General features: G+C 68.0%; 26 protein-coding genes. 4 read left to right on the forward strand and 22 right to left on the reverse strand.

The window, feature by feature from the left end; translation table 11 throughout:
- The 7 genes from AC4AMJ_RS12645 to AC4AMJ_RS12675 all read right to left on the reverse strand — a co-directional run bounded on the left by AC4AMJ_RS12645 (nucleotide 1) and on the right by AC4AMJ_RS12675 (nucleotide 5,073).
- Nucleotides 1-1,227, reverse strand: coding sequence for a winged helix-turn-helix domain-containing protein (locus AC4AMJ_RS12645; RefSeq protein WP_489918199.1), 1,227 nt, complete (start codon nucleotides 1,225-1,227; stop codon nucleotides 1-3).
- Nucleotides 1,224-1,733, reverse strand: coding sequence for a dihydrofolate reductase (locus tag AC4AMJ_RS12650; RefSeq protein ID WP_489894702.1), 510 nt, complete (start codon nucleotides 1,731-1,733; stop codon nucleotides 1,224-1,226). The genes AC4AMJ_RS12645 and AC4AMJ_RS12650 overlap by 4 nt, the downstream gene beginning before the upstream one ends.
- The gene (locus AC4AMJ_RS12655; RefSeq protein ID WP_489918200.1) at nucleotides 1,733-2,566 is read right to left on the reverse strand and encodes a thymidylate synthase; all 834 of its coding nucleotides are present in this window, start codon (nucleotides 2,564-2,566) and stop codon (nucleotides 1,733-1,735) included. The genes AC4AMJ_RS12650 and AC4AMJ_RS12655 overlap by 1 nt, the downstream gene beginning before the upstream one ends.
- A 214-nt stretch (nucleotides 2,567-2,780) precedes the next feature.
- Entirely contained in the window at nucleotides 2,781-3,182 is a 402-nt protein-coding gene (locus AC4AMJ_RS12660; protein ID WP_489900850.1) for a flavodoxin family protein, read from the reverse strand.
- A 47-nt stretch (nucleotides 3,183-3,229) separates the two neighbouring features.
- Nucleotides 3,230-3,748 (reverse strand): hypothetical protein, encoded by a 519-nt coding sequence (locus AC4AMJ_RS12665; RefSeq protein ID WP_489918201.1) that lies wholly within the window; start codon nucleotides 3,746-3,748, stop codon nucleotides 3,230-3,232.
- Between the two features lie 23 nt (nucleotides 3,749-3,771).
- On the reverse strand, nucleotides 3,772-4,524 hold the full coding sequence (gene dapB / locus AC4AMJ_RS12670; protein WP_489894696.1) for a 4-hydroxy-tetrahydrodipicolinate reductase: 753 nt from the start codon (nucleotides 4,522-4,524) through the stop codon (nucleotides 3,772-3,774).
- Nucleotides 4,525-4,584: 60 nt separating this feature from the next.
- Nucleotides 4,585-5,073 (reverse strand): Lrp/AsnC family transcriptional regulator, encoded by a 489-nt coding sequence (locus AC4AMJ_RS12675; RefSeq protein ID WP_489894694.1) that lies wholly within the window; start codon nucleotides 5,071-5,073, stop codon nucleotides 4,585-4,587.
- 138 nt (nucleotides 5,074-5,211) lie between these two features.
- On the opposite strand from AC4AMJ_RS12675, the gene ald reads away from it, so the two are divergent.
- Entirely contained in the window at nucleotides 5,212-6,321 is a 1,110-nt protein-coding gene (gene ald / locus AC4AMJ_RS12680) for an alanine dehydrogenase (RefSeq protein WP_489918202.1), read from the forward strand.
- A gap of 206 nt (nucleotides 6,322-6,527) precedes the next feature.
- On the opposite strand, the gene AC4AMJ_RS12685 is transcribed toward ald, so the two are convergent.
- The 5 genes from AC4AMJ_RS12685 to AC4AMJ_RS12705 all read right to left on the reverse strand — a co-directional run bounded on the left by AC4AMJ_RS12685 (nucleotide 6,528) and on the right by AC4AMJ_RS12705 (nucleotide 12,990).
- Nucleotides 6,528-7,295 (reverse strand): NRDE family protein, encoded by a 768-nt coding sequence (locus AC4AMJ_RS12685; protein ID WP_489918203.1) that lies wholly within the window; start codon nucleotides 7,293-7,295, stop codon nucleotides 6,528-6,530.
- A gap of 18 nt (nucleotides 7,296-7,313) precedes the next feature.
- Nucleotides 7,314-8,801, reverse strand: coding sequence for a putative nucleotidyltransferase substrate binding domain-containing protein (locus AC4AMJ_RS12690; protein ID WP_489894688.1), 1,488 nt, complete (start codon nucleotides 8,799-8,801; stop codon nucleotides 7,314-7,316).
- 102 nt (nucleotides 8,802-8,903) lie between these two features.
- Nucleotides 8,904-11,192: a polyribonucleotide nucleotidyltransferase gene (locus tag AC4AMJ_RS12695; RefSeq protein ID WP_489894686.1), complete on the reverse strand. Its 2,289-nt coding sequence runs from the start codon at nucleotides 11,190-11,192 to the stop codon at nucleotides 8,904-8,906.
- Between the two features lie 399 nt (nucleotides 11,193-11,591).
- Nucleotides 11,592-11,861 carry a 30S ribosomal protein S15 gene (rpsO, locus tag AC4AMJ_RS12700; protein ID WP_489894684.1) on the reverse strand — a complete coding sequence of 90 codons (270 nt, stop codon included), beginning with the start codon at nucleotides 11,859-11,861 and terminating at the stop codon, nucleotides 11,592-11,594.
- Between the two features lie 157 nt (nucleotides 11,862-12,018).
- Entirely contained in the window at nucleotides 12,019-12,990 is a 972-nt protein-coding gene (locus AC4AMJ_RS12705) for a bifunctional riboflavin kinase/FAD synthetase (RefSeq protein ID WP_489894682.1), read from the reverse strand.
- 159 nt (nucleotides 12,991-13,149) lie between these two features.
- Between AC4AMJ_RS12705 and AC4AMJ_RS12710 the strand changes: the two genes are divergently transcribed.
- On the forward strand, nucleotides 13,150-13,896 hold the full coding sequence (locus tag AC4AMJ_RS12710) for a metal-dependent transcriptional regulator (protein WP_489918204.1): 747 nt from the start codon (nucleotides 13,150-13,152) through the stop codon (nucleotides 13,894-13,896).
- A gap of 120 nt (nucleotides 13,897-14,016) precedes the next feature.
- On the opposite strand, the gene truB is transcribed toward AC4AMJ_RS12710, so the two are convergent.
- The 10 genes from truB to rimP all read right to left on the reverse strand — a co-directional run bounded on the left by truB (nucleotide 14,017) and on the right by rimP (nucleotide 24,561).
- The gene (gene truB / locus AC4AMJ_RS12715; RefSeq protein ID WP_489894678.1) at nucleotides 14,017-14,919 is read right to left on the reverse strand and encodes a tRNA pseudouridine(55) synthase TruB; all 903 of its coding nucleotides are present in this window, start codon (nucleotides 14,917-14,919) and stop codon (nucleotides 14,017-14,019) included.
- A 1-nt stretch (nucleotide 14,920) separates the two neighbouring features.
- On the reverse strand, nucleotides 14,921-15,577 hold the full coding sequence (locus AC4AMJ_RS12720) for a 4'-phosphopantetheinyl transferase family protein (RefSeq protein ID WP_489918205.1): 657 nt from the start codon (nucleotides 15,575-15,577) through the stop codon (nucleotides 14,921-14,923).
- The gene (locus AC4AMJ_RS12725; RefSeq protein WP_489918206.1) at nucleotides 15,574-16,563 is read right to left on the reverse strand and encodes a metallophosphoesterase family protein; all 990 of its coding nucleotides are present in this window, start codon (nucleotides 16,561-16,563) and stop codon (nucleotides 15,574-15,576) included. The genes AC4AMJ_RS12720 and AC4AMJ_RS12725 overlap by 4 nt, the downstream gene beginning before the upstream one ends.
- Before the next feature lie 93 nt (nucleotides 16,564-16,656).
- Nucleotides 16,657-18,021 (reverse strand): MATE family efflux transporter, encoded by a 1,365-nt coding sequence (locus AC4AMJ_RS12730; protein WP_489918422.1) that lies wholly within the window; start codon nucleotides 18,019-18,021, stop codon nucleotides 16,657-16,659.
- Complete coding sequence (locus AC4AMJ_RS12735; RefSeq protein WP_489918207.1) at nucleotides 18,018-18,974, reverse strand: DHH family phosphoesterase; 957 nt, start codon at nucleotides 18,972-18,974, stop codon at nucleotides 18,018-18,020. Before AC4AMJ_RS12735 ends, AC4AMJ_RS12730 begins: the two co-directional genes overlap by 4 nt.
- A complete protein-coding gene (gene rbfA / locus AC4AMJ_RS12740; RefSeq protein ID WP_489894670.1) occupies nucleotides 18,971-19,435 on the reverse strand; it encodes a 30S ribosome-binding factor RbfA in 465 nt (154 codons plus the stop codon). Before rbfA ends, AC4AMJ_RS12735 begins: the two co-directional genes overlap by 4 nt.
- A 96-nt stretch (nucleotides 19,436-19,531) precedes the next feature.
- A complete protein-coding gene (gene infB / locus AC4AMJ_RS12745; RefSeq protein WP_489894668.1) occupies nucleotides 19,532-22,366 on the reverse strand; it encodes a translation initiation factor IF-2 in 2,835 nt (944 codons plus the stop codon).
- 102 nt (nucleotides 22,367-22,468) lie between these two features.
- Nucleotides 22,469-22,828, reverse strand: coding sequence for a YlxR family protein (locus tag AC4AMJ_RS12750; protein ID WP_489918208.1), 360 nt, complete (start codon nucleotides 22,826-22,828; stop codon nucleotides 22,469-22,471).
- Nucleotides 22,829-22,872: 44 nt separating this feature from the next.
- The gene (nusA, locus tag AC4AMJ_RS12755) at nucleotides 22,873-23,910 is read right to left on the reverse strand and encodes a transcription termination factor NusA (RefSeq protein ID WP_489894664.1); all 1,038 of its coding nucleotides are present in this window, start codon (nucleotides 23,908-23,910) and stop codon (nucleotides 22,873-22,875) included.
- Nucleotides 23,911-24,012: 102 nt separating this feature from the next.
- Nucleotides 24,013-24,561 (reverse strand): ribosome maturation factor RimP, encoded by a 549-nt coding sequence (gene rimP / locus AC4AMJ_RS12760; protein WP_489894662.1) that lies wholly within the window; start codon nucleotides 24,559-24,561, stop codon nucleotides 24,013-24,015.
- 176 nt (nucleotides 24,562-24,737) lie between these two features.
- Between rimP and AC4AMJ_RS12765 the strand changes: the two genes are divergently transcribed.
- Entirely contained in the window at nucleotides 24,738-25,289 is a 552-nt protein-coding gene (locus AC4AMJ_RS12765) for a hypothetical protein (RefSeq protein ID WP_489918209.1), read from the forward strand.
- Nucleotides 25,286-25,720 (forward strand): ferritin-like domain-containing protein, encoded by a 435-nt coding sequence (locus AC4AMJ_RS12770; RefSeq protein WP_489918210.1) that lies wholly within the window; start codon nucleotides 25,286-25,288, stop codon nucleotides 25,718-25,720. Before AC4AMJ_RS12765 ends, AC4AMJ_RS12770 begins: the two co-directional genes overlap by 4 nt.
- Nucleotides 25,721-25,742 lie beyond the last annotated feature (22 nt).

The following is a 25,742-nucleotide window of genomic DNA, read 5'->3' on the forward strand; positions in this document are numbered from 1 at the left end:
TCACCCCGAGCCGATCTCGCCGCCCAGTGCGGCGGCGAGATCGCCACGGTCACCGACCTCGACCCGGTCGAGGCCCAGCCACTTCGCCATCTCCCGCAGATCGGCCGAGAGTCGTTCGGCAACAGCCACTGTGGATCGCCCCTCCTCGACGTAGGCACCCAGGACCAGAAGCGCCCCGGACTTGCGGTCCGCCTTGAGGTCGACGCGGCCGGCGATGTCGTCGCCCATCAGGTAGGGCAGCACGTAGTAGCCGTGGACCCGCTTGTGCTCGGGTACGTAGATCTCGATCCGGTAGTGGAAGTCGAAGAGCCGTTCGGCGCGCGGCCGGTAGAACACCAACGGATCGAACGGCGAGAGGATCGCGGTGCGATCCACCTTTCGTGGCACGACCGCCTGGGCATCGAGGTAGGCCTGGTCGCGCCATCCTTCGACGGTCGCCGGTGTCAACGCACCGGCCTCGACCAGAGCGTCGACCGCGGGCCGAACGTCCGCCGTCTTCATCCGGTAGTAGTCGGCGAGGTCGGCGAGCGTCGCCACTCCCAATGACCTTGCCGCCCGCGCCGTCAGCTCGCGGTGGGCGTCGACCTTGTCGAGTTGCCGCCCCGCGATGTCCTTACCGATGACCCGTTCGGCGAGATCGTAGTGCCGGACGAAATTCCCGTTCCGCACGGCGGACAGGTCACCGGCGGCGAACATGGCCTCGCACACATGCTTGACCTCACCGCGATGCCACCATCCGCCGGGCACCCCGGCGGGACGTTCGATGCCGAGCCGATCCTCGATCTGTTTCGGTGTGCTCGGCCCGGCGTCGAGAATGACGTCGTGGACGTCGCGTGCCAGGTCTCGGCTGCGTCGCATGACGTCGCGCGTGTAGCGGTATCGCCCGTCTCTGAATTCGTCTCTACGCCAACCGAACAGCGGCCAGTCGTCGATGGGTATCAGGGCGGCCTCATGCGCCCAGTACTCGACGAGGAGCCGGTTGCCGCGCCGGGGTCGCCACGCGGCACGTTCGAGAAGGTCACGGTCGTAGGGTCCGACGCGACTGAACATCGGCATGTAGTGTGCCCGCACGACAATGTTCACCGAGTCCATCTGCAGTAGTCCGGTGCGCCCGACGACCCGGCGCAGATGCGTCGTGGTGGGTGCTGCGGCCGGCGGTTTGTCGGTGAATCCCTGTGCAGCGAGGGCGATCCGCCGAGCCTGCGTGGCCGAGAGGTCGCGACTCATCCGCGAACGAGGGCGTGCCGCACGTAGTCGACGAACCGGTACCGGATACCGGTCGAGGACGTCTGCCAGTCCCCCATATCCGCGGCATCCCACGCATAGGGGTCGATCTCCGGGGCGAAGGCATCAGCGGCGTCGACCAGCATGTCGATCTCGGTGATGCGCAGGTGGGTGGCCAACCCGATCGCCATCTCGTAGATCTGGCCGCCGCCGATGACCGCGACCGGCCCGTCGATCAGATCGAGTGCCTCCTCGACGGTGTGGACGACCTCGGCGCCGTCGGCGACAAAGGCACCCGAACGGCTGACCACGACGTTGCGACGCCCCGGCAACGGTCGGAACCGCGGCGGCAGCGACTCCCACGTTCGACGCCCCATCACGACCGGGCCGCCGCCGGTCAACTCCCGGAATCGCCGCATGTCCTCGGGCACATGCCACGGAATCGTGTTGGCGCGCCCGATCGCCCCGACGCGATCCTGCGCCCAGACGAGTGTGACGGTGGTGGCCATCAGACTGCGACCGGGGCCTTGATCCCCGGGTGCGATCGGTAGTCGAGAACAGCGATGTCGTCGAACTCGTAGTCATAGATCGAATCACGATGCCGCAGTTCGAGTTTCGGGTAGGGATACGGCTCACGCGACAGTTGGCGGCGGACCTGCTCCACGTGATTGTCGTAGATGTGGCAGTCACCGCCGGTCCAGACGAACTCGCCGACCTCGAGGTCGGCCTGCTGGGCCATCATGTGGGTCAGCAGCGCGTAGGACGCGATGTTGAACGGGACACCGAGAAAGAGGTCGGCGCTGCGCTGGTAGAGCTGGCACGAGAGTCTGCCGTCGGCCACATAGAACTGGAAGAACGCGTGACACGGCGGCAGCGCCATCTGCGGGATCTCGCCGACGTTCCAGGCGGAGACGATGTTGCGGCGCGAGTCGGGATTGGACTTCAGGAGGTCGAGGGCGGCCGAGATCTGGTCGATGTGATCCCCCGACGGGGTCGGCCAACTGCGCCACTGAACCCCGTAGACCGGACCGAGGTCGCCGTCGGCGTCGGCCCACTCATCCCAGATGGTCACCCCGCGCTCCTGCAACCAGCGCACATTCGAGTCACCCCGCAGGAACCACAGCAACTCGTAGACGATCGACTTGAGGTGCACCTTCTTGGTGGTGATCAGCGGGAAACCCTCAGCGAGGTCGTAGCGCAGCTGATGACCGAACAGACTGCGGGTCCCCGTGCCGGTGCGATCGGACTTGGGCGTTCCCGACTCGAGAACCAACCGCAGCAGATCCTCGTAGGGCGTCGGGATGTCGCCCGCAGGTGTGATGTCTCGGATGGCCGTGGTCACGGTGTCAGTCTAGAGGCCGTCGGCAGCAGCGCCGCGCATCGCCGCCCGGTCTGCCGGTCCGCGCACGCGGGTCGTGCTTGTGGCCGCGGGTCCAGCGTGCTTGCGCGGGCGCTCAACCACCCGCGCGAGCCCGTCCGACCCGCGCCAGCCTCACCGACACGCGCGGACCGCACACGTCCGTGCGGGCGTGCGACCGGACCGACCTCGAACCCGACTACTCCATCAGCTGGGCCGCAACGGTCGCGCCCAACTCCCAGCAGGCTTCACGGTCCTCCTTGGTCGGCGCTCCTGACACCACCACGTACTCGGCCGCCTTCACCCAGCCCAGGCCGGTGGTGATCGCATCCACGGCCTTGGCCGCTCCCTCGGTCCCCTGGTTCCCGTGCAGGTACAGCCCGAACGGACGACCTTGGGTCGAGTCGAGGATCTGGTAGTACGTGCTGTCGAAGGCGTGTTTGAGGGCGCCGCTGATGTAACCGAGGTTGGCGGGCGTACCCAGCAGATAGCCGTCGGCGGCCAGCATGTCGGTCGCCGTCACCGACAGCGCCGCGCGCCGTACGACCTCGACCCCCTCGATCTCCGGATCGGTCGCGCCGGAGATCACCGCCTCGAACATCTCCTGACAGTGGGGTGAGGGCGTGTGGTGGATGACCAGCAGGGTGCTCACTCGTCCCCCTTGTACTGCGCGACCGCACGTTTCATCATCTGGCGGGCCCGGCTTCGGTCCCCGGCGTAGTCGTAGGCCCGGGCGATCCGGTAGGTGTTGTGCCAATCGGACGGATCGGCTTCCCACTCGGCCTTGACCTGCGCGAACAGCTCGTCGGCGGCATCGCGTTCGATCCGCCCGGACGGTCGACGCGGCAGGTCGGACACATCGAGCTCGCGACCCTCTTCCGCCATGATCCGGGCCAGCCGCTGATGCTCGAGGCCGGCGCGCAGCGTCGCGAAGATCAGCCATGCGCCGATGACCGGCAGGATCAGCACACCGACACCGATCCCGATACCCGCCACGGTGCCCGACGAGATCAGGTCGACGCCGCGTTCGCCCAGGATGACGAAGTACACGATGAGCGCGACCACCAGGAAGCCGATCATCCAGACGATCGGGCGGGCGTCACGTTTCTGTGGGTCACGTTTCTGTGGGTCACGTTTCTGGGGGTCACGTTTTTGCGGGTCGGCCATGTCGGTGCGGGTTCGTCGCCGGCTCAGAGGTCCATCAACTGTTCGAGACCGACCGTCAGACCCGGACGTCCGCCGATCTCCCGAACCCCGAGCAGCACGCCCGGCGCGAAGGACGTGCGGTCGAGCGAGTCGTGCCGGATGGTCAGGGTCTCCCCCTCGGTGCCGAGGATGACCTCCTGGTGTGCGACGAGTCCGGCCAGGCGCACCGAATGCACGCGCACGCCGTCGACCTCGGCTCCCCGCGCACCGTCGAGCTCGTCGGTCGTCGCGTCGGGGCTCGGGCCCACGCCGGCGTCCGCACGTGCCTGCGCGATCAGCGCCGCGGTCCGGTACGCGGTACCCGACGGCGCGTCGGCCTTGTGTGGATGGTGCAGCTCGATGACCTCGACCGAGTCATAGAAGCGTGCGGCCTGCGCGGCGAAACGCATCGACAGAACCGCCCCGATCGCGAAGTTCGGTGCGATGAGCACGCCAACGCCAGGATTGTCGGCAAGCCAACCCCGCACCTGGTCCAATCGCTCGTCGGTGAAGCCGGTGGTGCCGACGACGGCATTGATGCCGTTGTGGATGAGGAACTTCAGGTTGTCCATCACCACGCTCGGATGAGTGAAGTCGACGACCACCGCGGTGTTCGATTCGGTGAAGGATTCGAGCGGGTCGCCCTTGTCGACGCCGACCGTGTAGGTGAGGTCGTCGGCGGCCTCGACGGCGGCGACGATGGCCTGTCCCACCTTGCCTCCACTGCCTAGCACTCCGACCCGGAGATCGCCTGACATCGTGAGAAGTCCCTTCGTTCGCGTAGCAGTGGTCGAGCCGATTCTATGGCGCGTCGATGTTCAGAAGATCGGCGCACCACCTCGGCGATGCTCGAACACGAGTGAGGTGGTCGTGCCGGCCACCTCACGCCGGGCGTTGAGCATCTCCACGAACTGACGCAGCGCCTCGGTGTCGGCGGTGGCCACGTGAAGCAGATAGTCGTCGGTACCGGCCAGGAAGAAGACGTCGATGACCTCGTCGTGACGTTCGATCTCGCCGACGAAGTGCCGGATCTCGCCGCGGGCGTCGGCCTGCAGGCTGACCGCCACCATGGCCCGCAACGGACGGCCCACCGACGCCGGATCGACGTCGGCGAAAAAGCCGCGGATCACGCCGAGGTCGATGAGACGACGCACCCGGCCGTGGCAGGTGGACGCCGCGATCCCGGCGCGGGTCGCCAATTCGCTGTTGGGCATCCGGGCATCGGTCTGCAGTAGGCGCAGCAGTGTCCGGTCGGTGTCGTCCAGCAGCTGGTCGGCTGCCCGAACATCCTTCGGTTGAACGGCCATCAAACCTCCACACGCTGATCAATCTTCGAGAAAGGCCTATTCTAGAGAATTATCTGCACAGATGTTGTGTGATTTCCGATGTTCCTTCACGCTGAAATCACACACGCCCGCGCCCCACGACCACACAGGAGAGCCGTCATGCGCGTCGGAATCCCCACCGAGATCAAGAACAACGAGTACCGCGTCGCCATCACCCCGGCCGGGGTCGCCGAACTGCACAATCGCGGCCACGAGGTCGTGATCCAGGCGGGGGCCGGCGAGGGTTCGTCCATCCATGACAACGAGTACAAAGAGGCGGGCGCACAGATCCTGTCGACCGCGGAGCAGGTGTGGGAGCAGGCCGATCTGCTTCTGAAGGTCAAGGAACCCATCGCATCCGAGTACCCGCTGCTGCGCGAGGGTCAGACCCTGTTCACCTACCTGCACCTGGCGGCCAGCCGGCCGTGCACCGAGGCCTTGCTGGAGTCCGAGACCACGTCGATCGCCTACGAGACCGTCCGCGCCGCCGACGGCTCCCTACCCCTGCTCGCACCGATGAGCGAGGTCGCCGGTCGGCTCGCACCGCAGGTCGGCGCGTACCACCTGATGCGGTCCGAGGGTGGTCGCGGGGTTCTCATGGGCGGTGTCCCGGGTACCGAACCGGCGAACGTCGTCGTGATCGGCGGTGGGGTCAGCGGCGTCAACGCGGCCACCATCGCCGTCGGCATGGGTGCACAGGTCACCGTGTTCGACCTCGACATCAGCAAACTGCGTGCCATCGACGCCCGCTTCGCGGGCCGGGTCCACACCCGGTACAGCACCGCGCTCGCTCTGGCCGAGGCCGTCCGCGAGGCCGACCTCGTGATCGGTGCCGTCCTGGTGCCGGGTGCCAAGGCGCCGGTCCTGGTCCCCAACAGCCTTGTCGCGCAGATGAAGCCGGGCGCCGTGTTGGTGGACATCGCCATCGACCAGGGCGGATGCTTCGAGGACTCGCGTCCCACCACGCACGACGATCCCACCTTCACGGTGCACGACACCGTCTTCTACTGCGTCGCCAACATGCCGGGTACCGTCGCCCGCACCTCAACCCTCGCACTCACCGGGGCGACGCTCCCCTACGTGCTGCGGCTTGCCGACAAGGGCTGGGAGCAGGCGTGCCGGGACGATGCCTCTCTGGCCGCAGGCCTGAGCACCCACGCGGGCGAATTGTTCACACCCGAGGTCGGTGCGGCACTCGACATCCCGGTAGCGGCATCGCCCGTGGCCTAGCCGCAGGCCTTATCCCGAGGTCTCGATACGCCGCTCGCCTGGCGGCTCGCGACGACTCGACCAGCGGGAGTGCGCGCCCGCGACTCTGCAACCGGCAGGACTTCACACCTGCGAGGCGTTTCCGCTGGTCGAGTAGCGTCAAGCCGCTAGGCGAGACGTGTATCGAGACCACGTGCGACACGAGAGAGTCCACCTGCGACCGGATCTCAGAACCGGATCGTCGTGGTCCCACGCCGACGACCCCGCCAGGTGAAGCGTCGCTCCGTGATGTCGCCGTGGCCGTCTCGGCCGACTCTGAGTACCGTCGAGGCCCGCGTGCCGTAACCACGCATGTCGATGAACATCGGCGACAGATCGCGCTCACGGTCGAGTCCGACACCGGTGTCCGGTAATTGCTCATCCGGAGGCCGGTGCCGGTCCGACAGCAGATCCAGATACGGCTCGACCGACGGCGTACCGAGATCCTGCGCTACCAGGTCCGCCATCCTGCGCCGTCCGTCGGCCACCTTCGGCCACTCGTTGTCCAGAAGGCCGTTGGACAGCCCGTGGACACCGTCGCTGACCCGTTCGGCATGCGGTCGTGGATGGTTGGTCACCCACCAGAGTTCGTGCCGGTCGGCCACGAGCAGATTCACCGGCTGATACCGGTCGCCCTGTGCGGCCACCCACCGCGCGAACCGCTCGGGAGTGTCGGTGCCGGAAAGAAATTGGGTCGGTAGTTCGCCGCGTGAGTGCGGTCCGGGCGGGGCCGGTTTGCCGGCTCGGACGTTGGTCACCATCGCGACACGCGTGGGGTCGTCGGCGCTGACACCCATCCACGTCCCACCGGCGAGCGCGTCGCGCCCGGCGATGATGGGCACATCCGACCAGCGCGCCAGTGCACGTGTCTTGCGGCGGTGGTACTCGTCGCGGTTCGCGGCCACGACGAGGCCGAGATCGGGATGGGCGTTCCAGGCGAACAGGATGAGGCACATGTGATCGAATCCGCTCGTCTACTCGGCGACCGGCAGGTATTGGCTCATGTTCGTCATCCGGCGCTGGACGCCGGCGATCTCCCGAACCGCCTGCGCGAGCAGGCTGCGGTCCAACGGGGACAGCCTCTTCATGTCCAGCAGGTCCGTCACCGGCTCGCCGCGGTCGAACTGCGCGACCTGGTAGCCGAGCCGGACCCGCTGCAGCACGTCGAACACCTCGATCAGGCCGGCCGCCTGATCCCCGGGCAGCATCGGACTGCCCTGGGCGGCAGCCAGGCGCGATCGCGTGTCCAGCTCGGTGGACTCGACAGACAGTGCCGCCCAGCGGGCGATATTGATCAAGGGTGTGAGGGCGTGCGATTTGATGTCGAACGTGTCGCCCCGCCGAGCCAGGACGTCTCGCATCGAACGGAAACGCGCCTTGTAGGACAACGCCTCCGCGAGCAGCAATCCCATAGTGCCGGGATTGGATCGCAGGTCGGCGAACACCTCCCCGACCGCGGACAGCCCCTGATCGCCCCAGATCGGACGTCCGTCGAGCAACAGGGAGGTGAAGATCATGCCCTTGTTCTCCAGCGGCGACTCGATCCAACTCCGCGCCGCCGCACGCCACTGGGCATGGGTCCGCGCGAACAACGGCTTCGACGCGATCGCACCGTTCTCGTCGATCGCCATCCCGGCACCACGCAGGATCTCGTCGACCTCGGCGAAGGCAGCGCGGTACAGCGGAACCCGGTCATCACCGACTCCATCGTCGAAGGAGACCGCGGAGTCCATGTCGGAGGTGAGCACCGGTTCCCGACGGGCGTTGCTGCCCAGCGACAGCCAGGTCACCGCATCGGGGTCGAGATCCGGATGTCGATCGAGGACGAGCACGAGCGCCCGGCGGACGACGGCGTCATGGATCAGTGATGCCACCGCGGTGATCTCGTGAACGGGCTGTCCGCGGCGGAGCAGGTCGGCCATCAGATACGGGACGCGCCGGGCCCGCGTCTGGAGATCGTCGACGTTGGCGGCACGTGACACCTGTCCGCGCAGGGACATGCCCGGTCCGGACGGCGCGGCGACGAAATCGGCCGCGGCAACGACACCGACCACCCGGCCGGCGGGGTCCACGACCGGCATCGCGGTGAGCTCGCGATCGAGCAACTCGGTCAGGGCGTCGACCGCTGCGGTGTCCCGGTACACGACCGGGACCGGCTCGGTCACCAGATCGCCCACCGGGGTGTCGATCCCACGCCCGGCCGCGACGACGCGCGCCCGGATGTCGGCATCGGTCAGCATTCCGTACCCGTGCTCACGCAACGGGATCAGCACGTAGTCCTGTCGCCGTTGCGTCATCAGCGCCGCCGCCTCGCGCACCGTCATCGTCGGCGAACCGACGACGGGTTCGGTCACCACCAGGTCGTCAACGGTGCCTCCGGCCACACCACCGTGCTCCCGACGTCGCGCAACGGTGAGCTTGTCGGCGGGGACTCTCCGTTCGGACTCCGACACGCTCGTCATTCCTCCGCTCGATGGACGTCGATCGCGACCAGCCTATCCACCCGACACGCACACGGCCCGCCACCCGGGTGTGGGTGGCGGGCCGTGATGTCGCTGGATCGATCAGGCGTCGGCGGTGGCGGCCTCGGCCTTGTCGTCGGCGGGAGCGGTGTCCTCGTCGACGGGCACCAGGCTGATCTTGCCGCGATCGTCGATGTCGGCGATCTCGACGCGCAGCTTGCTGCCGACGTTCACGACGTCTTCGACCTTGTTGATCCGCTTGCCCTTACCGAGCTTGGAGATGTGGACCAGGCCGTCGCGACCGGGGAGCAGCGAGACGAACGCACCGAATGCGGTGGTCTTGACCACGGTGCCGAGGAACCGCTCGCCGACCTTGGGCAGCTGCGGGTTCGCGATGGCGTTGATCCGGTCGATCGCCGCCTGGGCCGACGGCCCGTCGGTGGCGCCGACGAACACCGTGCCGTCGTCCTCGATGGAGATGTTCGCGCCCGTCTCCTCGGTGATCGAGTTGATGGTCTTGCCCTTCGGGCCGATGACCTCACCGATCTTGTCCACGGGCACCTTGATGGCGGTCACGCGCGGGGCGTACGGGCTCATCTCGTCCGGCTCGTCGATGGCCTCGGCCATCACGTCGAGAATGGTCATCCGCGCGTCCTTGGCCTGGCTCAGCGCACCGGCCAGCACCTGGGACGGAATGCCGTCGAGCTTGGTGTCGAGCTGCAGCGCGGTGACGAAGTCCTTCGTGCCGGCGACCTTGAAGTCCATGTCGCCGAACGCATCCTCGGCACCGAGGATGTCGGTCAGCGCCACGTACCGGGTCTCGCCGTCGACGGTGTCGGACACCAGGCCCATCGCGATACCCGCGACCGGCGCCTTGAGCGGCACACCGGCGTTGAGCAACGACATGGTCGAGGCACACACCGAACCCATCGAGGTGGAACCGTTGGAGCCCAGCGCCTCCGAGACCTGACGGATGGCGTACGGGAACTCCTCGACGCTCGGCAGCACCGGCATCAGGGCACGCTCGGCGAGTGCACCGTGACCGATCTCGCGACGCTTCGGGGAGCCCACACGGCCCGTCTCACCGGTCGAATACGGCGGGAAGTTGTAGTGGTGCATGTAGCGCTTGCTGGTCTCGGGCCCGAGCGAGTCGATCTGCTGGGCCATCTTGACCATGTCGAGAGTGGTGACACCCAGGATCTGGGTCTCGCCACGCTCGAACAGCGCGCTTCCGTGCGCCCGAGGAATCACGGCGACCTCGGCCGAGAGCGACCGGATATCGGTGATGCCGCGGCCGTCGATGCGGAAATGGTCGGTCAGGATCCGCTGACGGACGAGCTTCTTGGTCAGCGAGCGGTAGGCGCCGCCGATCTCCTTCTCCCGGCCTTCGAACTGCGCACCGAGCTGGGCGAGGATGTCGGCCTTGAGCTCGTCGGTCTTCTCGTCGCGCTCCTGCTTGCCGGGGATCGTGAGGATCTGGCTCAAGCGTTCGGTCGCGGCGCCGGACACGGCGTCGTAGACGTCGCTCTCGTACGGCGGGAACAGCGGGAACTCTCCGGTCTCCTTCGCGGCGGCCTCGGCGAGCGACTTCTGCGCCTCGCACAGGCGCGCGATGAACGGCTTGGCGGCCTCGAGTCCCTCGGCGACGATCGTCTCGGTCGGCGCCTGGGCGCCGCCGGCGATGATGTCGATGACGTTCTCGGTCGCCTCGGCCTCGACCATCATGATCGCGACGTCGGCCGAATCGCCTTCACCGGAGACAACGCGTCCGGCGACGACCATGTCGAAGACGGCACCTTCGAGCTGCTCGACGGTCGGGAACGCCACCCACTGGCCGGCCTTGTTCTCCTCGGTCGGGATCAGCGCGACGCGCACGCCGCCGACGGGGCCGGAGAACGGCAGGCCGGCGAGCTGGGTGGATGCCGATGCCGCGTTGATCGCCACGACGTCATAGAGGTCGTTCGGATTGAGCGACATGACGGTGACGACGACCTGGATCTCGTTGCGCAGGCCGTCGACGAACGACGGGCGCAGCGGACGGTCGATCAGCCGGCAGGTCAGGATCGCGTCGGTCGACGGGCGACCTTCGCGACGGAAGAACGAACCCGGGATCCGGCCCGCGGCGTACATCCGCTCCTCGACGTCGACGGTCAGCGGGAAGAAGTCGAAGTGCTCCTTGGGCGCCTTGGACGCCGCCGTGGTCGAGAGCAGCATGTTCTCGTCGTCGAGGTACGCGGTCACCGATCCGGCGGCCTGCAGCGCGAGGCGCCCGGTCTCGAATCGGATGGTGCGGGTACCGAAGCTGCCGTTGTCGATGACGGCGGTCGCCTCGGTGATGGTGTCGTCGAAATCGACGTCCGAGTCGATATCGGGGGTGGTCACATCTGTCATGTGGTTGTCAAAGTCCCTTCGTGTCAGCCCACCGGGTCCCGGCGGCTGGGGTTCTCAAATGCGGATCGGCTCGCAGCGGCACGCACCACACAGTGCGGCGGCGCCTGGGAGCAGGAACCGACCCGGAACGGAGCCATGAGAGAAATGCCGGTCGTGCGGGGCGCGCGATCGCGAGATGCGCGCCGAGTCGTGCGCAGACGGCCTTCGATCGAAGCGGCCGGAACCTGCTATCGCCGGGTTCCGGCGGCCACTACCGAGGACCGATCTGCTCGTTCGTCACGTCCAGCAGGACTTTCACGGCAACGATCACTGGTCAGCCTATCATTGCAGATTGGCCTGCAGAAACGACACGGCCGTCCCCGCCGGTGGCGGGGACGGCCGAGAAGTCGGTTGACGCGATCAGCGACGCAGACCGAGGCGCTCGATCAGCGAGCGGTAGCGGTTGATGTCGACCTTCGCGACGTACTTGAGCAGACGACGGCGACGGCCGACCAGCAGCAGCAGTCCACGACGGCTGTGGTGATCGTGCTTGTGCTCCTTGAGGTGCTCGGTGAGGTCGGTGATGCGCTTGGTGAGCAGTGCGACCTGCGCCTCGGGCGAACCGGTGTCGGTCTCGTGCAGCCCGTACTCGGTGAGGATTTCCTTCTTCTGGGTGGCAGTCAAAGCCATGGAGATACTCCTGTTTCTCAGTCCCGCGCTCGTCTCGAGTCCGCCCGCATCTACCCAGATGCCCGGACGGTTGGCGCGCCACCGCGGACCGCAGCAACGCCAGCGGTCCAATCTACCAGCGCAGATCGTCCCACCCAAATCGACGCTCGCCCGCTGCTCACCCCTGCTCGGCCGCAGCCAGACGCCGCCGGGTCTCCTCGACGTCATCGGAGATCGCGGTGATCAGATCCGCGACGTCGGGATAGTTGACCATTCCACGGATGCGTCCGACGAAGTCGACCGCCACGTGCTGGCCGTAGAGGTCGGCGCTCGTGTCGAGGACAAACGCCTCCACGGTGCGCGTGCGCCCGGAGAACGTGGGGTTGGTCCCGACCGACACCGCCGCCTGATACCGCTCGCCCGGCACCACCTGGCCGACGACCGGCCCGGCCCCGAGGACGGTGAACCACGCCGCATACACACCGTCGGCCGGGATGGCCGCATACATCGGGGGCGCCACGTTGGCGGTCGGGAAGCCGAGTTCTCGACCACGACCGTCGCCGCGGACCACGACCCCTTCGACGCGATGCGGTCGACCGAGCGCCTCGGCCGCCAGCTCGACGTCGCCGGATGCCACGCACGAACGGATGTAGGTCGAGGAGAACGTCACCGCGTGCTCACCGAACAACGAGATCGCCTGCACCTCGAAGCCGAACAGACGGCCGAGCTCGGCGAGCTTGGCGACATCACCGGCCGCCTTCTTGCCGAAGGTGAAATTGTCGCCGACGACGACATCGGCCGCATGCAATGTCTCGACGAGGATGTCGTGAGCGAAATCCTTCGGCGAGCGCGCGGCGAGTTCCGGGGTGAACGGCATCACGCAGAAGACGTCGATACCCAGCTGCTCGGCGAGCTCGGCACGACGCGTCAACGTGGTCAGCTGCGGCGGATGCGTCCCGGGCCGAACGACTTCGGCAGGATGGGGATCAAAAGTCATCAGTACCGCGGGCACGCCACGCGCGGCGGCGGCCTCGGTGGCGGCATGGATCAACTGCGCATGTCCACGATGGACCCCGTCGAACACACCGATCGTGACCACACACCGACCCCAGTCCGCGGGGATGTCCTCGAGACCTCGCCAACGCAACACGCGCACCAGCCTACGGCCCGGCTCCGGAACAAACCACTTCCGGTCCCCGTGTTGAACAGCGCGTTTCGTACAGCTCGAGTCTGATTGAACACACATCCAACGCCCGCACACACCGCCGGCCGTCTCGCTCTGGCGAGACCCACGTCCTAAGCTCGAGGAATGCCCCAGTCCCGCGCGGCCAATTCCGGCAGGCCAGAATCCGGCGCCCCAGACCCGGCACCCGCCGCCGACCGGCCCGTCACGGAGCTGTCCAGCGTCACCCAGGACTACCTCAAAGTCATCTGGACACTCCAGGAGTGGGCCGACGTCAAGGTCACCACGAAGATGCTCGCCGAACGCCTCGGGGTGTCCGCATCGACGGCGTCCGAGGCGATTCGCAAGCTCGCCGACCAAGGTCTGGTCGCCCATGAGCGCTACGGCGCGGTCACCCTGACCGACGAGGGCCGGGCGGCCGCGGTCCTGATGGTCCGCCGGCACCGGCTGCTGGAGACGTTCCTGGTGCGCGAACTCGGATACGGGTGGGATGAAGTCCACGACGAGGCCGAGGTCCTCGAACATGCCGTGTCGGACCGCCTGATGTCACGGCTGGACGCGAAACTCGGTTTCCCGAGCCGCGATCCGCACGGCGACCCGATCCCGGCGATCGACGGATCGGTGCCCAGTCCGGACGCAAAGCTCTTGTGCGATCTCGACGTCGACGAAAGCGGCACGGTGGCAAGGATTTCCGATGATGATCCGGAGATGCTGCGCTATTTCGACGAGGTCGGGGTGGCACTCGACCGGGTCGTGCGGGTCGTCGAGAAGCGTCCGTTCGCGGGCACCATCTCGATCTCGGTCGACGGTAACGACCGGATCGATCTCGGCGACATCGCCGCCCGGGCGATCTTCCTCGTGTCGGAGAGCTGACGCGCACCCGAAACCACCCGGGAGAGCACCGGAGTCGGCATATCGCCGGCCGCGCGCCTGCCGAGGGCGGTTTTCGGGCCGGGAGGCACCCGCACCGTCAGGTCGACGGCCACCGACATCTCAGCGCAGTGTCGCGGGACGGACGACCATCACCGAGCTGGCGCGGCGCCCCTTCTCCTGGACCAGCGCGATCGCCTGCCCGGACGGATCGATCACCACGTAGATCCCCTTGCGACCCACCGGTGTCAACCAACGCCCCTGGCTGATCGACTCCGCCTCGTCGGCGTCGATGTCGCGATGCGGGAAGGAGATCTTGGCCGCCTCGTCGATGGTCAGGGACAGCTGTGGTCCCTCGGTCAGCGTCGCCAGCGTCCGTGCGTGTGTCAAGGTGAACGGCCCGACCGCGGTCCGACGCAGCGCCGTCAGGTGGCCGCCGACGCCGAGCGCCGCGCCGAGGTCGCGGGCCAGCGACCGGATGTAGGTCCCGGCCGAACAGTCCACCTCGACGTCCACATCGACGAAACCGTCGTCCTCGCGCCGGATCGCGAGGATCTCGAAGCGCGACACGGTGACCGGACGTGACGCCAGGTCGAACTCGGCCCCCGTGCGCATGAGGCTGTGCGCCCGGCGCCCGTCGACCTTGATGGCACTCACCTTCGCCGGGACCTGCTCGATGTCGCCGGTCAACGCGTGCACACCCGCAACGATCTCCGAGTCGGCCACATGGCCGGCGTCGGTCCGCGAGATGATCTCGCCCTCGCGGTCGTCGGTGTCGGTGGCGGCACCCAGGCGAATCGTCGCGGCATACGACTTGGTGGTCAGTGACAGCAACCCGAGCAGTTTGGTGGCTCGCTCGATCCCCATCACCAACACGCCGGTGGCCATCGGGTCGAGCGTGCCCGCATGCCCGACCCGCCTCGTGTTGAACAGCTTTCGGCACTTCGACACGACGTCGTGGCTCGTCATCCCGGCATCTTTGTCGACGATGACCAGCCCGGCGTTCTCGATGGTTGCGTCTGCCATGTCAGACCAGCGCGATCGTCGTCGTGATCAGTCCGCGGTCGATCAGCCATCGACCACTCAGCTCGGTGAGGGGTCGGCCACCGTCGATCGCCGAGCCGTCGATCAGGATCCGCGACGTGAACGTGCCGCCCTGCGAGTCGGTCTGCTCGAACGTGATGTGGGCATCCTCGAAGCCCAGCCACCGCTGGGTGATCGGGAACCACGCCTTGTAGGTGGCCTCCTTGGCACAGAACAGCAGCCGATCCCAGTGCAGGCCCGACGGTCGCGTCGCCAACACCTCGCGTTCCTCCGCGATGCTGGTGTGCTCGAGCACCCCATCCGGCAACCGGTCATGCGGTTCGGCATCGATGCCGAGCGACCGAACCTGCAGTGAATAGGCGACGACGGCCGCACGGTACCCGTCGCAGTGGGTCAGACTGCCGACCACGCGCTCGGGCCACACCGGCATACCACGTTCACCACGCATGATCGGAGTCGGTGCGATGCCCAACTGCCCCATCGCTTCCCGGGCGCAGTGACGTGCGGTGGTGAACTCACGACGGCGTTTCTCCACCGCACGTTCGATGAGCGAGCGCTCGGCAGCCATCGGCTCGATTCCCGGTGGGTCCTCGAAAGCCTCGGCCGCGGCCACACCGCTCGGCACGAGTTGCTCGATCACTGCCGGTCTTCCCCCTGTCGTCGTGTGCCCGTCCGCGAGGCGCGTCGTTCGCGACGCTCGGCGATGCGTCGTGCGAACTCCTCGGCCCGGCGCTCGTAGTCTGGCGGCAGCTCGAACCGCGCGCCGTGTCCGGGCAGGTCGTCCTCGGTGAGCCCGGGGTCGGGAATGATGGCTCGCAGCAACGGGTCCGGGAGACCACGCCGCTTCCATTCGCGCGGATAGCCGACCGACACCTCCTCGAACCGGACACCGTCGTACCAGGTGGTCCGCGGGATGTGCAGGTGGCCGTACACACAACACGCCGCGTGATACCGGGTGTGCCAGTCGGCAGTCAGTTCGCTGCCACACCAGAGTGCGAACTCGGGGTACATCAACGCATCGGTGGGTTCACGACGCAGCGGCCAGTGATTGATCAGGACAGTCGGTTCCGATGGGTCCAGTGCGTCGAGGCGCGCACGGGTGGAGTCGATCCGGGAACGTCCCCAGGCGTCGCGGGTCGGGTACGGTTCGGGCGACAGCAAGAACTCGTCGGTGGCGACCACGTTGCGCTCCCGCGCGAGTGCGAGGGCGGTCAGCATGGTGGACGTGCCCTCGGGGCGGAATGTGTAGTCATACAGCAGGAACATCGGCACCACACGCACCGGCCGCGACCCGTCGCCCGGGTCGAACAGCGGGTAGATGTCCTCCGGGGTCACCACACCGAGGTCACGGCAGGCCTGCACGAGGTAGTCGTAGCGTGCCACCCCGAAGATCTGCAGCGGATCCTTCGCGGTGGTGTACAGCTCGTGGTTGCCGGGCACCCAGACCACCGTGTGGAATCGCGCACGCAGGCGGCGCAACGTGTCGATGATGTCGTCGGTGCGCTCGGCGACGTCGCCCGCCACGATCAGCCAGTCGTCGCTGCTCTGGGGCCGCAGCTGATCGACGATGTGCTCGTTTCCCCGATGTGCGACATGGAGATCACTGATTGCCCACAACGTCGCCATGCCCACAGCCTAACGATGTGGGGGCGGTCACCTCGGACCGCCCGGGACCGTCGGTGCGGCAAGGGCGCCGCGTCGTCGGCGCCCACCCCGGTCTCAGGTCCCGACGCCGGTGCGCCGCCAGCGACCGGAACGCACACGTCCGACGACGGCCGCCAGCCGCACGATCATGAAGACGACCAGCCCCGTCCAGATCCCGGCGAGACCCCAGTCGAACACCAGCGACAGCCAGATCAGCGGCAAGAACCCGCCCAGAGCCGCAGCCAACGTCGCGGTGCGGAGGAACCGGGCGTCACCGCTGCCGAGCAACACCCCGTCGAGCGCGAACACCACCCCGGCGATCGGCAGCATGCCCACGAAGAACCACCACGGGACGACGATGGCGTCGAGGATGTCCGGGTCGGAGGTGAACAGGCGTGGGATGAGTCCCGCGCCGATCGCGAACACCCCGCCCATCGCGCACGCGGCGATCACCGACACCACGGTCACCCGACGTGCGATGCCGACCGCTGCGCCGACGGCTCCCCCACCCAACGCCGCCCCGACCAACGCCTGCGCCGCGATCGCGAGGGAATCGAGGAACAGCGACATGAACTCCCACAGCTGCAGGACGACCTGATGCGCGGCGACCGCGGACACCCCGAAGCGCGCCGCGACGGCCGCCGCGGACAGAAAGCACACCTGGAACGACAGGCTGCGCAGTACCAGGTCGCGCGCCATCACCAGCTGGGCGCCGATCACCGACCAGTCCGGCGCGAGACTGGGAATCGACGTCCGCCGGGCCTCGCGGATGCCGCGCAGGGCGAACAATGCACCGGTGAGACCCTGCCCGACGAGGTTCGCGTACGCGCTGCCGGGGAGTCCGAGCCGCGGGAACCCGAGGACGCCGTGGGTGAGTCCGACCACCAGCACCGCGGCCACCGAGAGTCCGACGATGACGTAGATGACCGGCCGACGGGTGTCCTGGACACCGCGCATCCAGCCGTTGCCCGCCATCGACAGCAGGATGAGCGGGACACCGAACATGGCGATCCGCAGCCAGCCGGTCGCGTCGTCGACAACCTGCTGCGCGTCCGGCGACCCCGTCCCGACCAGGACACGCATGACGACCGGAGCGAGCGGGTACATCACCGCGACCAGGACGATCCCGACCGCGACGGCGATCCAGCTCGCCTGCACCCCTTCGGAGATGGCACCGGCGCGATCGCCGGCGCCGAACCGCCGCGCCGACCGTGCCGTGGTCCCGTAGGAGAGGAAGGTGAGTTGGGTACTGATCACCGACAGCACCAGGGTGGCCACCCCGAGCGCGGCGAGCTGATGGCCACCGAGGCGGCCGACAACGGCGAGATCGAGCAGGAGATACAGCGGCGGCGCGATCAGCACCGCGAGGGCCGAGACGGTCAGGACCGCGATCCGACGACCACTCGCCGCCGACGGCTCGGTGGTCTGCGGCTGATTCAGAGTGACCGCAGGAGTCGCGCGACGACCTCCGCCGCTGTTCCGGTGTCGCTGTACCCCGACGCATGCCGATGCCCTCCGCCGCCATGGGTGGCAGCGATCGGGACGAGATCGACGCGGCGCTTGGACCGCAGCGACACCGTCCACGTCCGGGGATCGGTCTCCTTGAACACCGCGGCGATCTCCGCCTCGTTCGCCGTCCGCACGATGTCGACGATGCTCTCCGATTCCTCCCAGCTCATCCCGGACAGCAGGTCATGGTGAACGACCGCATAGACGAGTCCTTCGCCGTCGCAGGCCTCCGGGACGAGTTCGGCACCCGCGAGCACCTTGGCGACCACGTCGAACCACTGGAATGGATGGCTGTCGAGCAGCGCCCGACTCCACGCTCGGGCGTCGACACCGGCATCGAGCAGTCGGGCGGCGGTCCGGAACGATTCGGGCCGCGCCCACCGGAACGACCCGGTGTCGGTGACCAGGCCGGCATAGAGGCAGGTTGCGATGTCGTCGTCGATCGCGACGCCGAGGTCGTCGAGCACCGACAGAACGAGGACGGCCGTGCAGTCGGCGGACGGGTCGATGAGGTCCAGATCCCCGAATCCCTCGTTCGAGGCATGGTGATCGATCGTCACCGACCGTTGCGCCGCGGTGAAGACCGGGGCGAGTCCGTCCAGACGATTGAGACCTGCGGCATCCACCGACACCACAACCGGGTGTCCGACGAGGTCGCCGGCGGCGACCAGCAACTTGCTGCCCGGTAGGTCACCGAGCGTGGCCGGTAGCTCGACGGTGTCCGGGAACGCCACCTCCACGTCGACACCGAGCCGGTCGAGCGCGAGGCCAAGGGCCAGACCACTGCCGATGGTGTCCGCATCGGGCCGGACATGACAGAGGATCGTCACGGCGGACACGCCGGTCAGTGCCTCGGCCACCGCCGTGCTCGTGGAGGCGGTCACTCCTGGGGTCCACTCTCGCCGGGCTCGTCGTCCTCGTTGGTGCGATACGGGTCGGCCTCACCGGCGGGTTTCGCCTCCGCGGCTCGGCGGGCCACCAATTCGTCGCTGGCCCGCGCCCGCGCCACGAGTTCCTCCATGTGGCGGGCGGCGTCGGGCACCGTGTCGAGCACAAAGGTCAGTGTCGGCGTGAAGCGGACACCGGTGCCGGCGCCGACCTTGGAGCGCAGGATGCCGGTGGCCTTGGACAGGCCGGCGGCAGCAGCGTCGTAGTCGGGTTCGGCATCGATGGACTCACCCATCACGGTGTAGAACACGGTGGCGTCGTGCAGGTCATTGGTGACCCGCGCGTCGGTGATGGTGACGTATGCGAGCCGGGGATCCTTGATCTCCGTGCCGATCGCGGACGCGACGATCGAGGAAATACGTTTCGCCATGCGGGCGGCCCTCGCCGAATCAACCATGTCGGTCCTTTCCACTGGGAAAACTACTCCCCCCGGGGTCCGCGCGCGCTGGGCGCGCGGACCCCGAAGGGAGATCGGCAGTGTTGGCGTGCGAACTCAGTCGCGCGGCTTCTCCTGCAGCTCGTAGCTCTCGATGATGTCGTCGACCTTGATGTCGCTGTAGGTGAGTGTCAGACCACATTCGTACCCGTCGCGAACCTCGGTGGCGTCATCCTTCTCGCGACGCAGCGACGAGATGGTGAGATTCTCGGCGACCACCACGTTGTCGCGGAGCAGTCGGGCCTTGGCGTTGCGACGCATGATGCCTGACTGGACCAGACAGCCGGCGATGTTGCCGACCTTCGACGACTTGAAGATGGCGCGGATCTCGGCGCGGCCGAGCTCGACCTCTTCGTAGATCGGCTTGAGCATGCCCTTGAGCGCGCTCTCGATCTCGTCGATCGCCTGGTAGATGACCGAGTAGTACCGGATGTCGACGCCCTCGCGGTTGGCCAGCTCGGTGGCCTTGCCCTCCGCGCGGACATTGAAGCCGATGATGATCGCATCCGACGCCGCAGCGAGGTTGACGTTGGTCTCGGTGACACCACCGACACCGCGGTCGATCACACGCAGCGAGACCTCGTCGCCCATGTCGATCCCCAGCAACGCCTCCTCGAGGGCCTCGACGGTACCCGAGTTGTCGCCCTTGAGGATGAGGTTGAGCTGGCTGGTCTCCTTGAGCGCCGAATCCAGGTCCTCGAGGCTGATCCGCTTGCGGCTGCGTGCCGCCAACGCGTTGCGCTTGCGCGCATTGCGCCGATCGGCGATCTGCCGGGCGGTGCGGTCCTCTTCGACCACGAGGAGGTTGTCGCCCGCGCCGGGCACCGACGTGAAGCCGATGACCTGCACCGGACGCGACGGCAATGCCTCGGCGACGTCGTCACCGTGCTCGTCGACCATGCGACGGACGCGACCGTAGGCGTCGCCCGCGACGATCGAGTCGCCGACCTTGAGCGTTCCGCGCTGGACCAGCACGGTGGCCACCGGGCCACGGCCGCGGTCGAGATGGGCCTCGATCGCGACGCCCTGGGCGTCCATGTCCGGGTTCGCACGCAGATCCAGCGACGCGTCCGCGGTCAGCAGCACGGCCTCGAGCAGCGCATCGATGTTGTCGCCCTGCTTGGCCGAGATGTCGACGAACATGCTGTCGCCGCCGTACTCCTCGGGGATCAGTCCGTACTCGGTCAGCTGGCCACGGATCTTCTGCGGATCCGCGCCCTCCTTGTCGATCTTGTTCACCGCGACCACGATCGGCACGTCGGCCGCCTGGGCGTGGTTGACCGCCTCCACCGTCTGCGGCATGACGCCGTCGTCGGCCGCGACCACAAGGATCGCGATGTCGGTGGCCTTGGCACCGCGGGCACGCATGGCGGTGAACGCCTCGTGACCGGGGGTGTCGATGAAGGTGATCAGACGATCTTCACCGTTGAGGTGCGTGTCGACCTGGTAAGCACCGATGTGCTGGGTGATGCCACCGGCCTCCGCCTCACGGACGTTGGCCTTGCGGATCGTGTCCAGCAGACGGGTCTTGCCGTGGTCGACGTGACCCATGACGGTGACCACCGGAGGACGCTGTTCGAGATCCTCGTCGCCGCCCTCGTCCTCGCCGTAGGTGAGGTCGAAGCTCTCCAGGAGCTCACGGTCCTCGTCCTCCGGGCTGACGACCTGGACGGTGTAGTTCATCTCGGAACCGAGCAGTTCGAGCGTCTCGTCGTTCACCGACTCGGTGGCCGTGACCATCTCACCGAGGTTGAACAACGCCTGCACCAACGATGCCGGGTTGGCGTCGATCTTGTCGGCGAAGTCCGACAGCGATGCACCGCGGGCGAGACGGATGGTCTCGCCGTTGCCGCGCGGCAGCCGAACGCCACCGACGGCCGGAGCCTGCATCGAGTCATATTCCTGACGCTTCTGACGCTTGGACTTGCGGCCCTTGCGGGGCGCGCCGCCGGGACGACCGAACGCACCTGCAGCGCCGCCGCGACCGCGACCGCCGCCACCGCCGCCGGGACGACCGCGGAAGCCGCCGGGAGCACCACCTGCGGGGGCACCGCCACCGCCACCGCGATAGCCGCCACCGCCGCCGCCACCGCCGCGGTTACCGCCGCCGCCGGGACCACCACGGCCGGGACGACCGGCATCGGGGCGGGCCGCACGGCTGGGCATCGCACCAGGGCTGGGACGCGGGGGCATGCTGCCCGGGCTGGGCCGAGGCCCACCCTGGCCGGGACCCGGGCGCTGTCCACCGCCCTGACCGGGTCGCCCGGTTGCCCCGGGACGACCGCCGCCGGGACGGGGACCACCCTGGCCCGGTCCGGGCCGTGGGCCCTGCGGACGCGGGGCGGGTGCCGGCGCGGATGAATACGGATTGTTGCCGACGCGCGGGGCGCGCGGACCGGGCTTGGGACCGGGCCGCGGACCCGGGCGGGTGGCCGGAGCCGAACCCGTTTCCTGCGCGCTCGCTGCGGCCGGCTTCGGTGCCTGCGGCGCCGGGGCCTTGGGCTGTTCCGGTGCAGGCGCGGGTGCCGGTGTGGGCGCCGGAGCCGGGGCCGGGGTCGGTGCCGGGGCACTCGCCGCGGCCGGCTTCGGGCCGGGTGCGGGAGCGCCGGGCTTGGGGCCCGGACGGGCTGCGGGCCCGGGCTTGGCGCCCGAACCGTTCGCTGCGGAGCCGTTCGCACCCGGCTTGGGTGCCGCCCCACCGGGCTTGGGCGCCGACTTGGCGCCCGAAGAACTCTGGGGGAATGATTCGCGAAGTCGACGGGCCACGGGGGCCTCGACGGTCGACGACGCTGATTTGACGAACTCGCCTTGTTCCTTCAGCCGTTCGAGCACCTGCTTGCTCGTGACGCCGAGTTCTTTGGCCAGTTCATGCACGCGGGCCTTGCCTGCCACTGCTCTCCTCACTTGGAGGTCGAGCGGGCTGCCCGCTACGACCTCGGTTTACGTTAGAAACGCGCTCATCGTGGGTACTTCACGGTGTGCTCATGTCTTCTGCTACCTGTTCCGGCCGTTAAGGCCATCTACTTCGGTGATCCCACCGATTGCTTCGGCGAGGTCGTCGGGGTCCACGGTCAGACCGGGCACCCGAAGCGCCGAGGCAAAAGCTCTTCGTCGTACCGCGGCGGACACACAGTCCCGCCGCGGGTGCAACCAAGCTCCTCGTCCCGGCATGGTCCTCGCTGCGTCGACCGCGATCACCGGCGGACCGTCGCCCTGTGGGACGACGACCCGGACCAGGTCCGTGGCCTCGGCACGTTGCCGACATCCGATGCACATTCGCACAGGTCGCTGGGGGCCTGAGCCGCAATGCGGGTTCCGATCTTCCGGTGTTGTCGACAGCATTCGCTGAACCATCGATCAGTCTAGCGCGCCGACCGCGTTATCGGACAACCGGCTGCTCAGTCCGCGTGCGACGGGTCGGGACGACGACCGTGCGACGCCGACGGAGCCGGATCGGCGTCCGACCGGATGTCGATGCGCCAGCCGGTCAACCGGGCGGCGAGTCGGGCATTCTGGCCCTCCTTGCCGATGGCGAGCGACAGTTGATAGTCCGGCACCACCACGCGTGCGGCCTTCGCGGCGAGGTCGACGACCTCGACAGACACAACCTTCGCCGGCGACAGCGCATTCCCGACAAAGACCGCGGGATCGGTGTCGTAGTCGATGATGTCGATCTTCTCGCCCGCGAGTTCGCTCATCACGTTGCGCACCCGCTGCCCCATCGGGCCGATGCACGCCCCTTTGGCGTTGAGGCCGCTCACGCCGGTGTGCACGGCGATCTTGGATCGGTGACCTGCCTCGCGGGCGACCGCCACCACCTCGACCGATCCGTCCTCGATCTCGGGAACCTCGAGAGAGAACAGCTTGCGCACGAGGTTGGGGTGAGTACGCGACAGCGTGATCTGTGGTCCGCGCGGACCACGCGATACTCCCACCACGTAGCACTTGATGCGGTCGCCGTGGATGTAGGTCTCCCCCGGCACCTGCTCGGCGGGCGGGATGACCCCTTCGGCACTGTTGGCGTCGCTGCCTATCTGCACGACGATCATCCCGCGCGCGTTCGCCCGCGCATCCTGCTGCACGACCCCACCGACGATCTCGCCCTCGTGGGTGACGAAGTCGCCGAAGTTCTTCTCGTTCTCGGCGTCGCGAAGTCGCTGCAGGATGACCTGGCGGGCCGTGGTCGCCGCGATCCGGCCGAAGCCCTCCGGGGTGTCGTCCCATTCATGCACCACGTCGCCGTTGTCGTCGAGTTCCTGGGCCATCACCCGAACCGCGCCGCTCTTGCGGTTGACGTCGATCCGGGCGTGCGGAGCGAACCCGTCGGTGTGGCGGTACGCGGTGAGCAGGGCGGTCTCGATCGCGGTGATCACCGTCTCGATGGAGATCCCCTTGTCGGCCTCGATCATCCGCAACGCGTTGATGTCGATGTTCATGTCCCTGAGCTCCTATTCATTTGTCGGCTCCTATTCATTTGTCTGATTCGATTGTCCGCAGATCACGGGTGTTTGGGAATGCGATACCGAAGCGTGTTGAGATCAGCCGACCGACCGGCGACGGGCGATCTCGTCGGCGTCGAGCCCACACATCTGCAGCTCGGTCGCGCTGGGCCGGCCGAAATCGACCGCGACCACCGCTCGCGACACCGAGCCGAGCTCGATCTCCTCGGTTCGCAGTCGCCCTTTTTCGTTGACGACGAGCGTGACGGCGTCCCCCTCGATCGGTCCGATCCGCCCGGTGAGGCGCCGGGCCGGCCCGGTCTCGCCGGCCGCGACCTCCACGTCGACCTTGCGGCCGAGGGCACGACGCCAATGGCGCGGCATCGTCAGGGGCCGGTCCACTCCGGGTGAGGTGACCTCCAGGGTGTAGGCCGCGTCGGCCGTCGTCGGGTCGTCGTCGAGGACATCGGAGATCTTGCGGCTGAGCTCGGTGAGGACGTCGAGGTCGCCGCCGCCGTCCCGGTCGACGACGACACTGACCTCCACGCCCGAGTCGGCGGAACTGACGACGACGTCCTCGAGGTCGAAACCCTCAGTGGAGACCACGGGCTCGACGATTCGGTTGACCTGCTCGGCAGTGATCGGCACGGGCACTCCTCGTCTTCAGTTGTCCCGACGCCATGCTGTGGGTGACTGTCACCATGGTCGTCGGCGGCTGCGCGCAGTCGTTGATCCTAGTCGATGGCGAAGGTGTGCGGATCCGGCGTGGGCGGCGCGCCGGGCCGACTCCCGCCGTTCCGGGACAGCGGGGTGGAACTGGCATCATGTGTCGCGTGACCTCAGCCCTGACGCGCCGTGCGGTGCTACGCGGCGGCCTTGTCGCGACCGTGGGGACCGTCGCGATCTCCGCCGTCGCCTCGTGTGATCGCGGGCCGTCGCCCGAGCAGATAACCGCGGCCGCCCTTGTCCCGCTCGCTGATGCGGCTCTCGCCGATCAGGCCGCCGCCCGGGCGTTGGCGCCCCGCATGCCCGAGTATGCGAACGCGCTCGGTGTCGTGGCCGGGCAGCGGGGCGAACACGCACGCGCCTTGCGCGAAGAGATCACCCGTCTCGACGAGGAGACCGCGGGCCGGATCAGTGGCCCCGCCGGTACGTCGTCGAGCTCACCGAGCGGATCGTCGACGCCGTCCGGGACCGGCACATCGACTCCCACAACGGAACCCACCGTGTCCACCGTCGCCGGTCTGCGCGAGCAGCTGCGCCAGTCCGCCCGGGCGGCGGCCGATGCGACCGGCAAGCAGAGCGGCTATCCGGCCGGACTCGCCGGCTCGATCAGCGCCTCGGTGGTCAGCATGGTGGAGGTACAGCTCGCATGACCGCGACGACCGACGCCCTCGCCACCGCCGTCGACACGGAGAACGCGGCGATTTTCACCTACGGTGTGGCAACCGCATTCGTATCCGCGGCGCGCCGCGGCACCGTCGCGGAATACGTTGCCGCCCACCGTGTCCGCCGAGATGCGTTGGTGGCGGCTCTGACCGCGGCCGACGCGACGGTGCCGGAGGCCGCGTCCGGCTACACACTGCCCGTCGAGGTGAAGGACTCGGTCACCGCGGTGCGCGCACTCCTCGCCGCCGAGGTCGACTGCACCGTCGCCTACCGATCCCTGATCGAACAAGCAGACGACACCGCGACCCGACGACTCGCCCTGGACGGGCTCTCCGACTGCACGGTGCGGGCCGCCACCTGGCGAGTCGCGCTCCGTGAGTCACCGGTGACGGTCGCCTTTCCCGGTCGACCGGGCTGACCCCGGTCATCGCGGCGACAGC

It is taken from the genome of Gordonia sp. LMA484 (assembly GCF_058129505.1).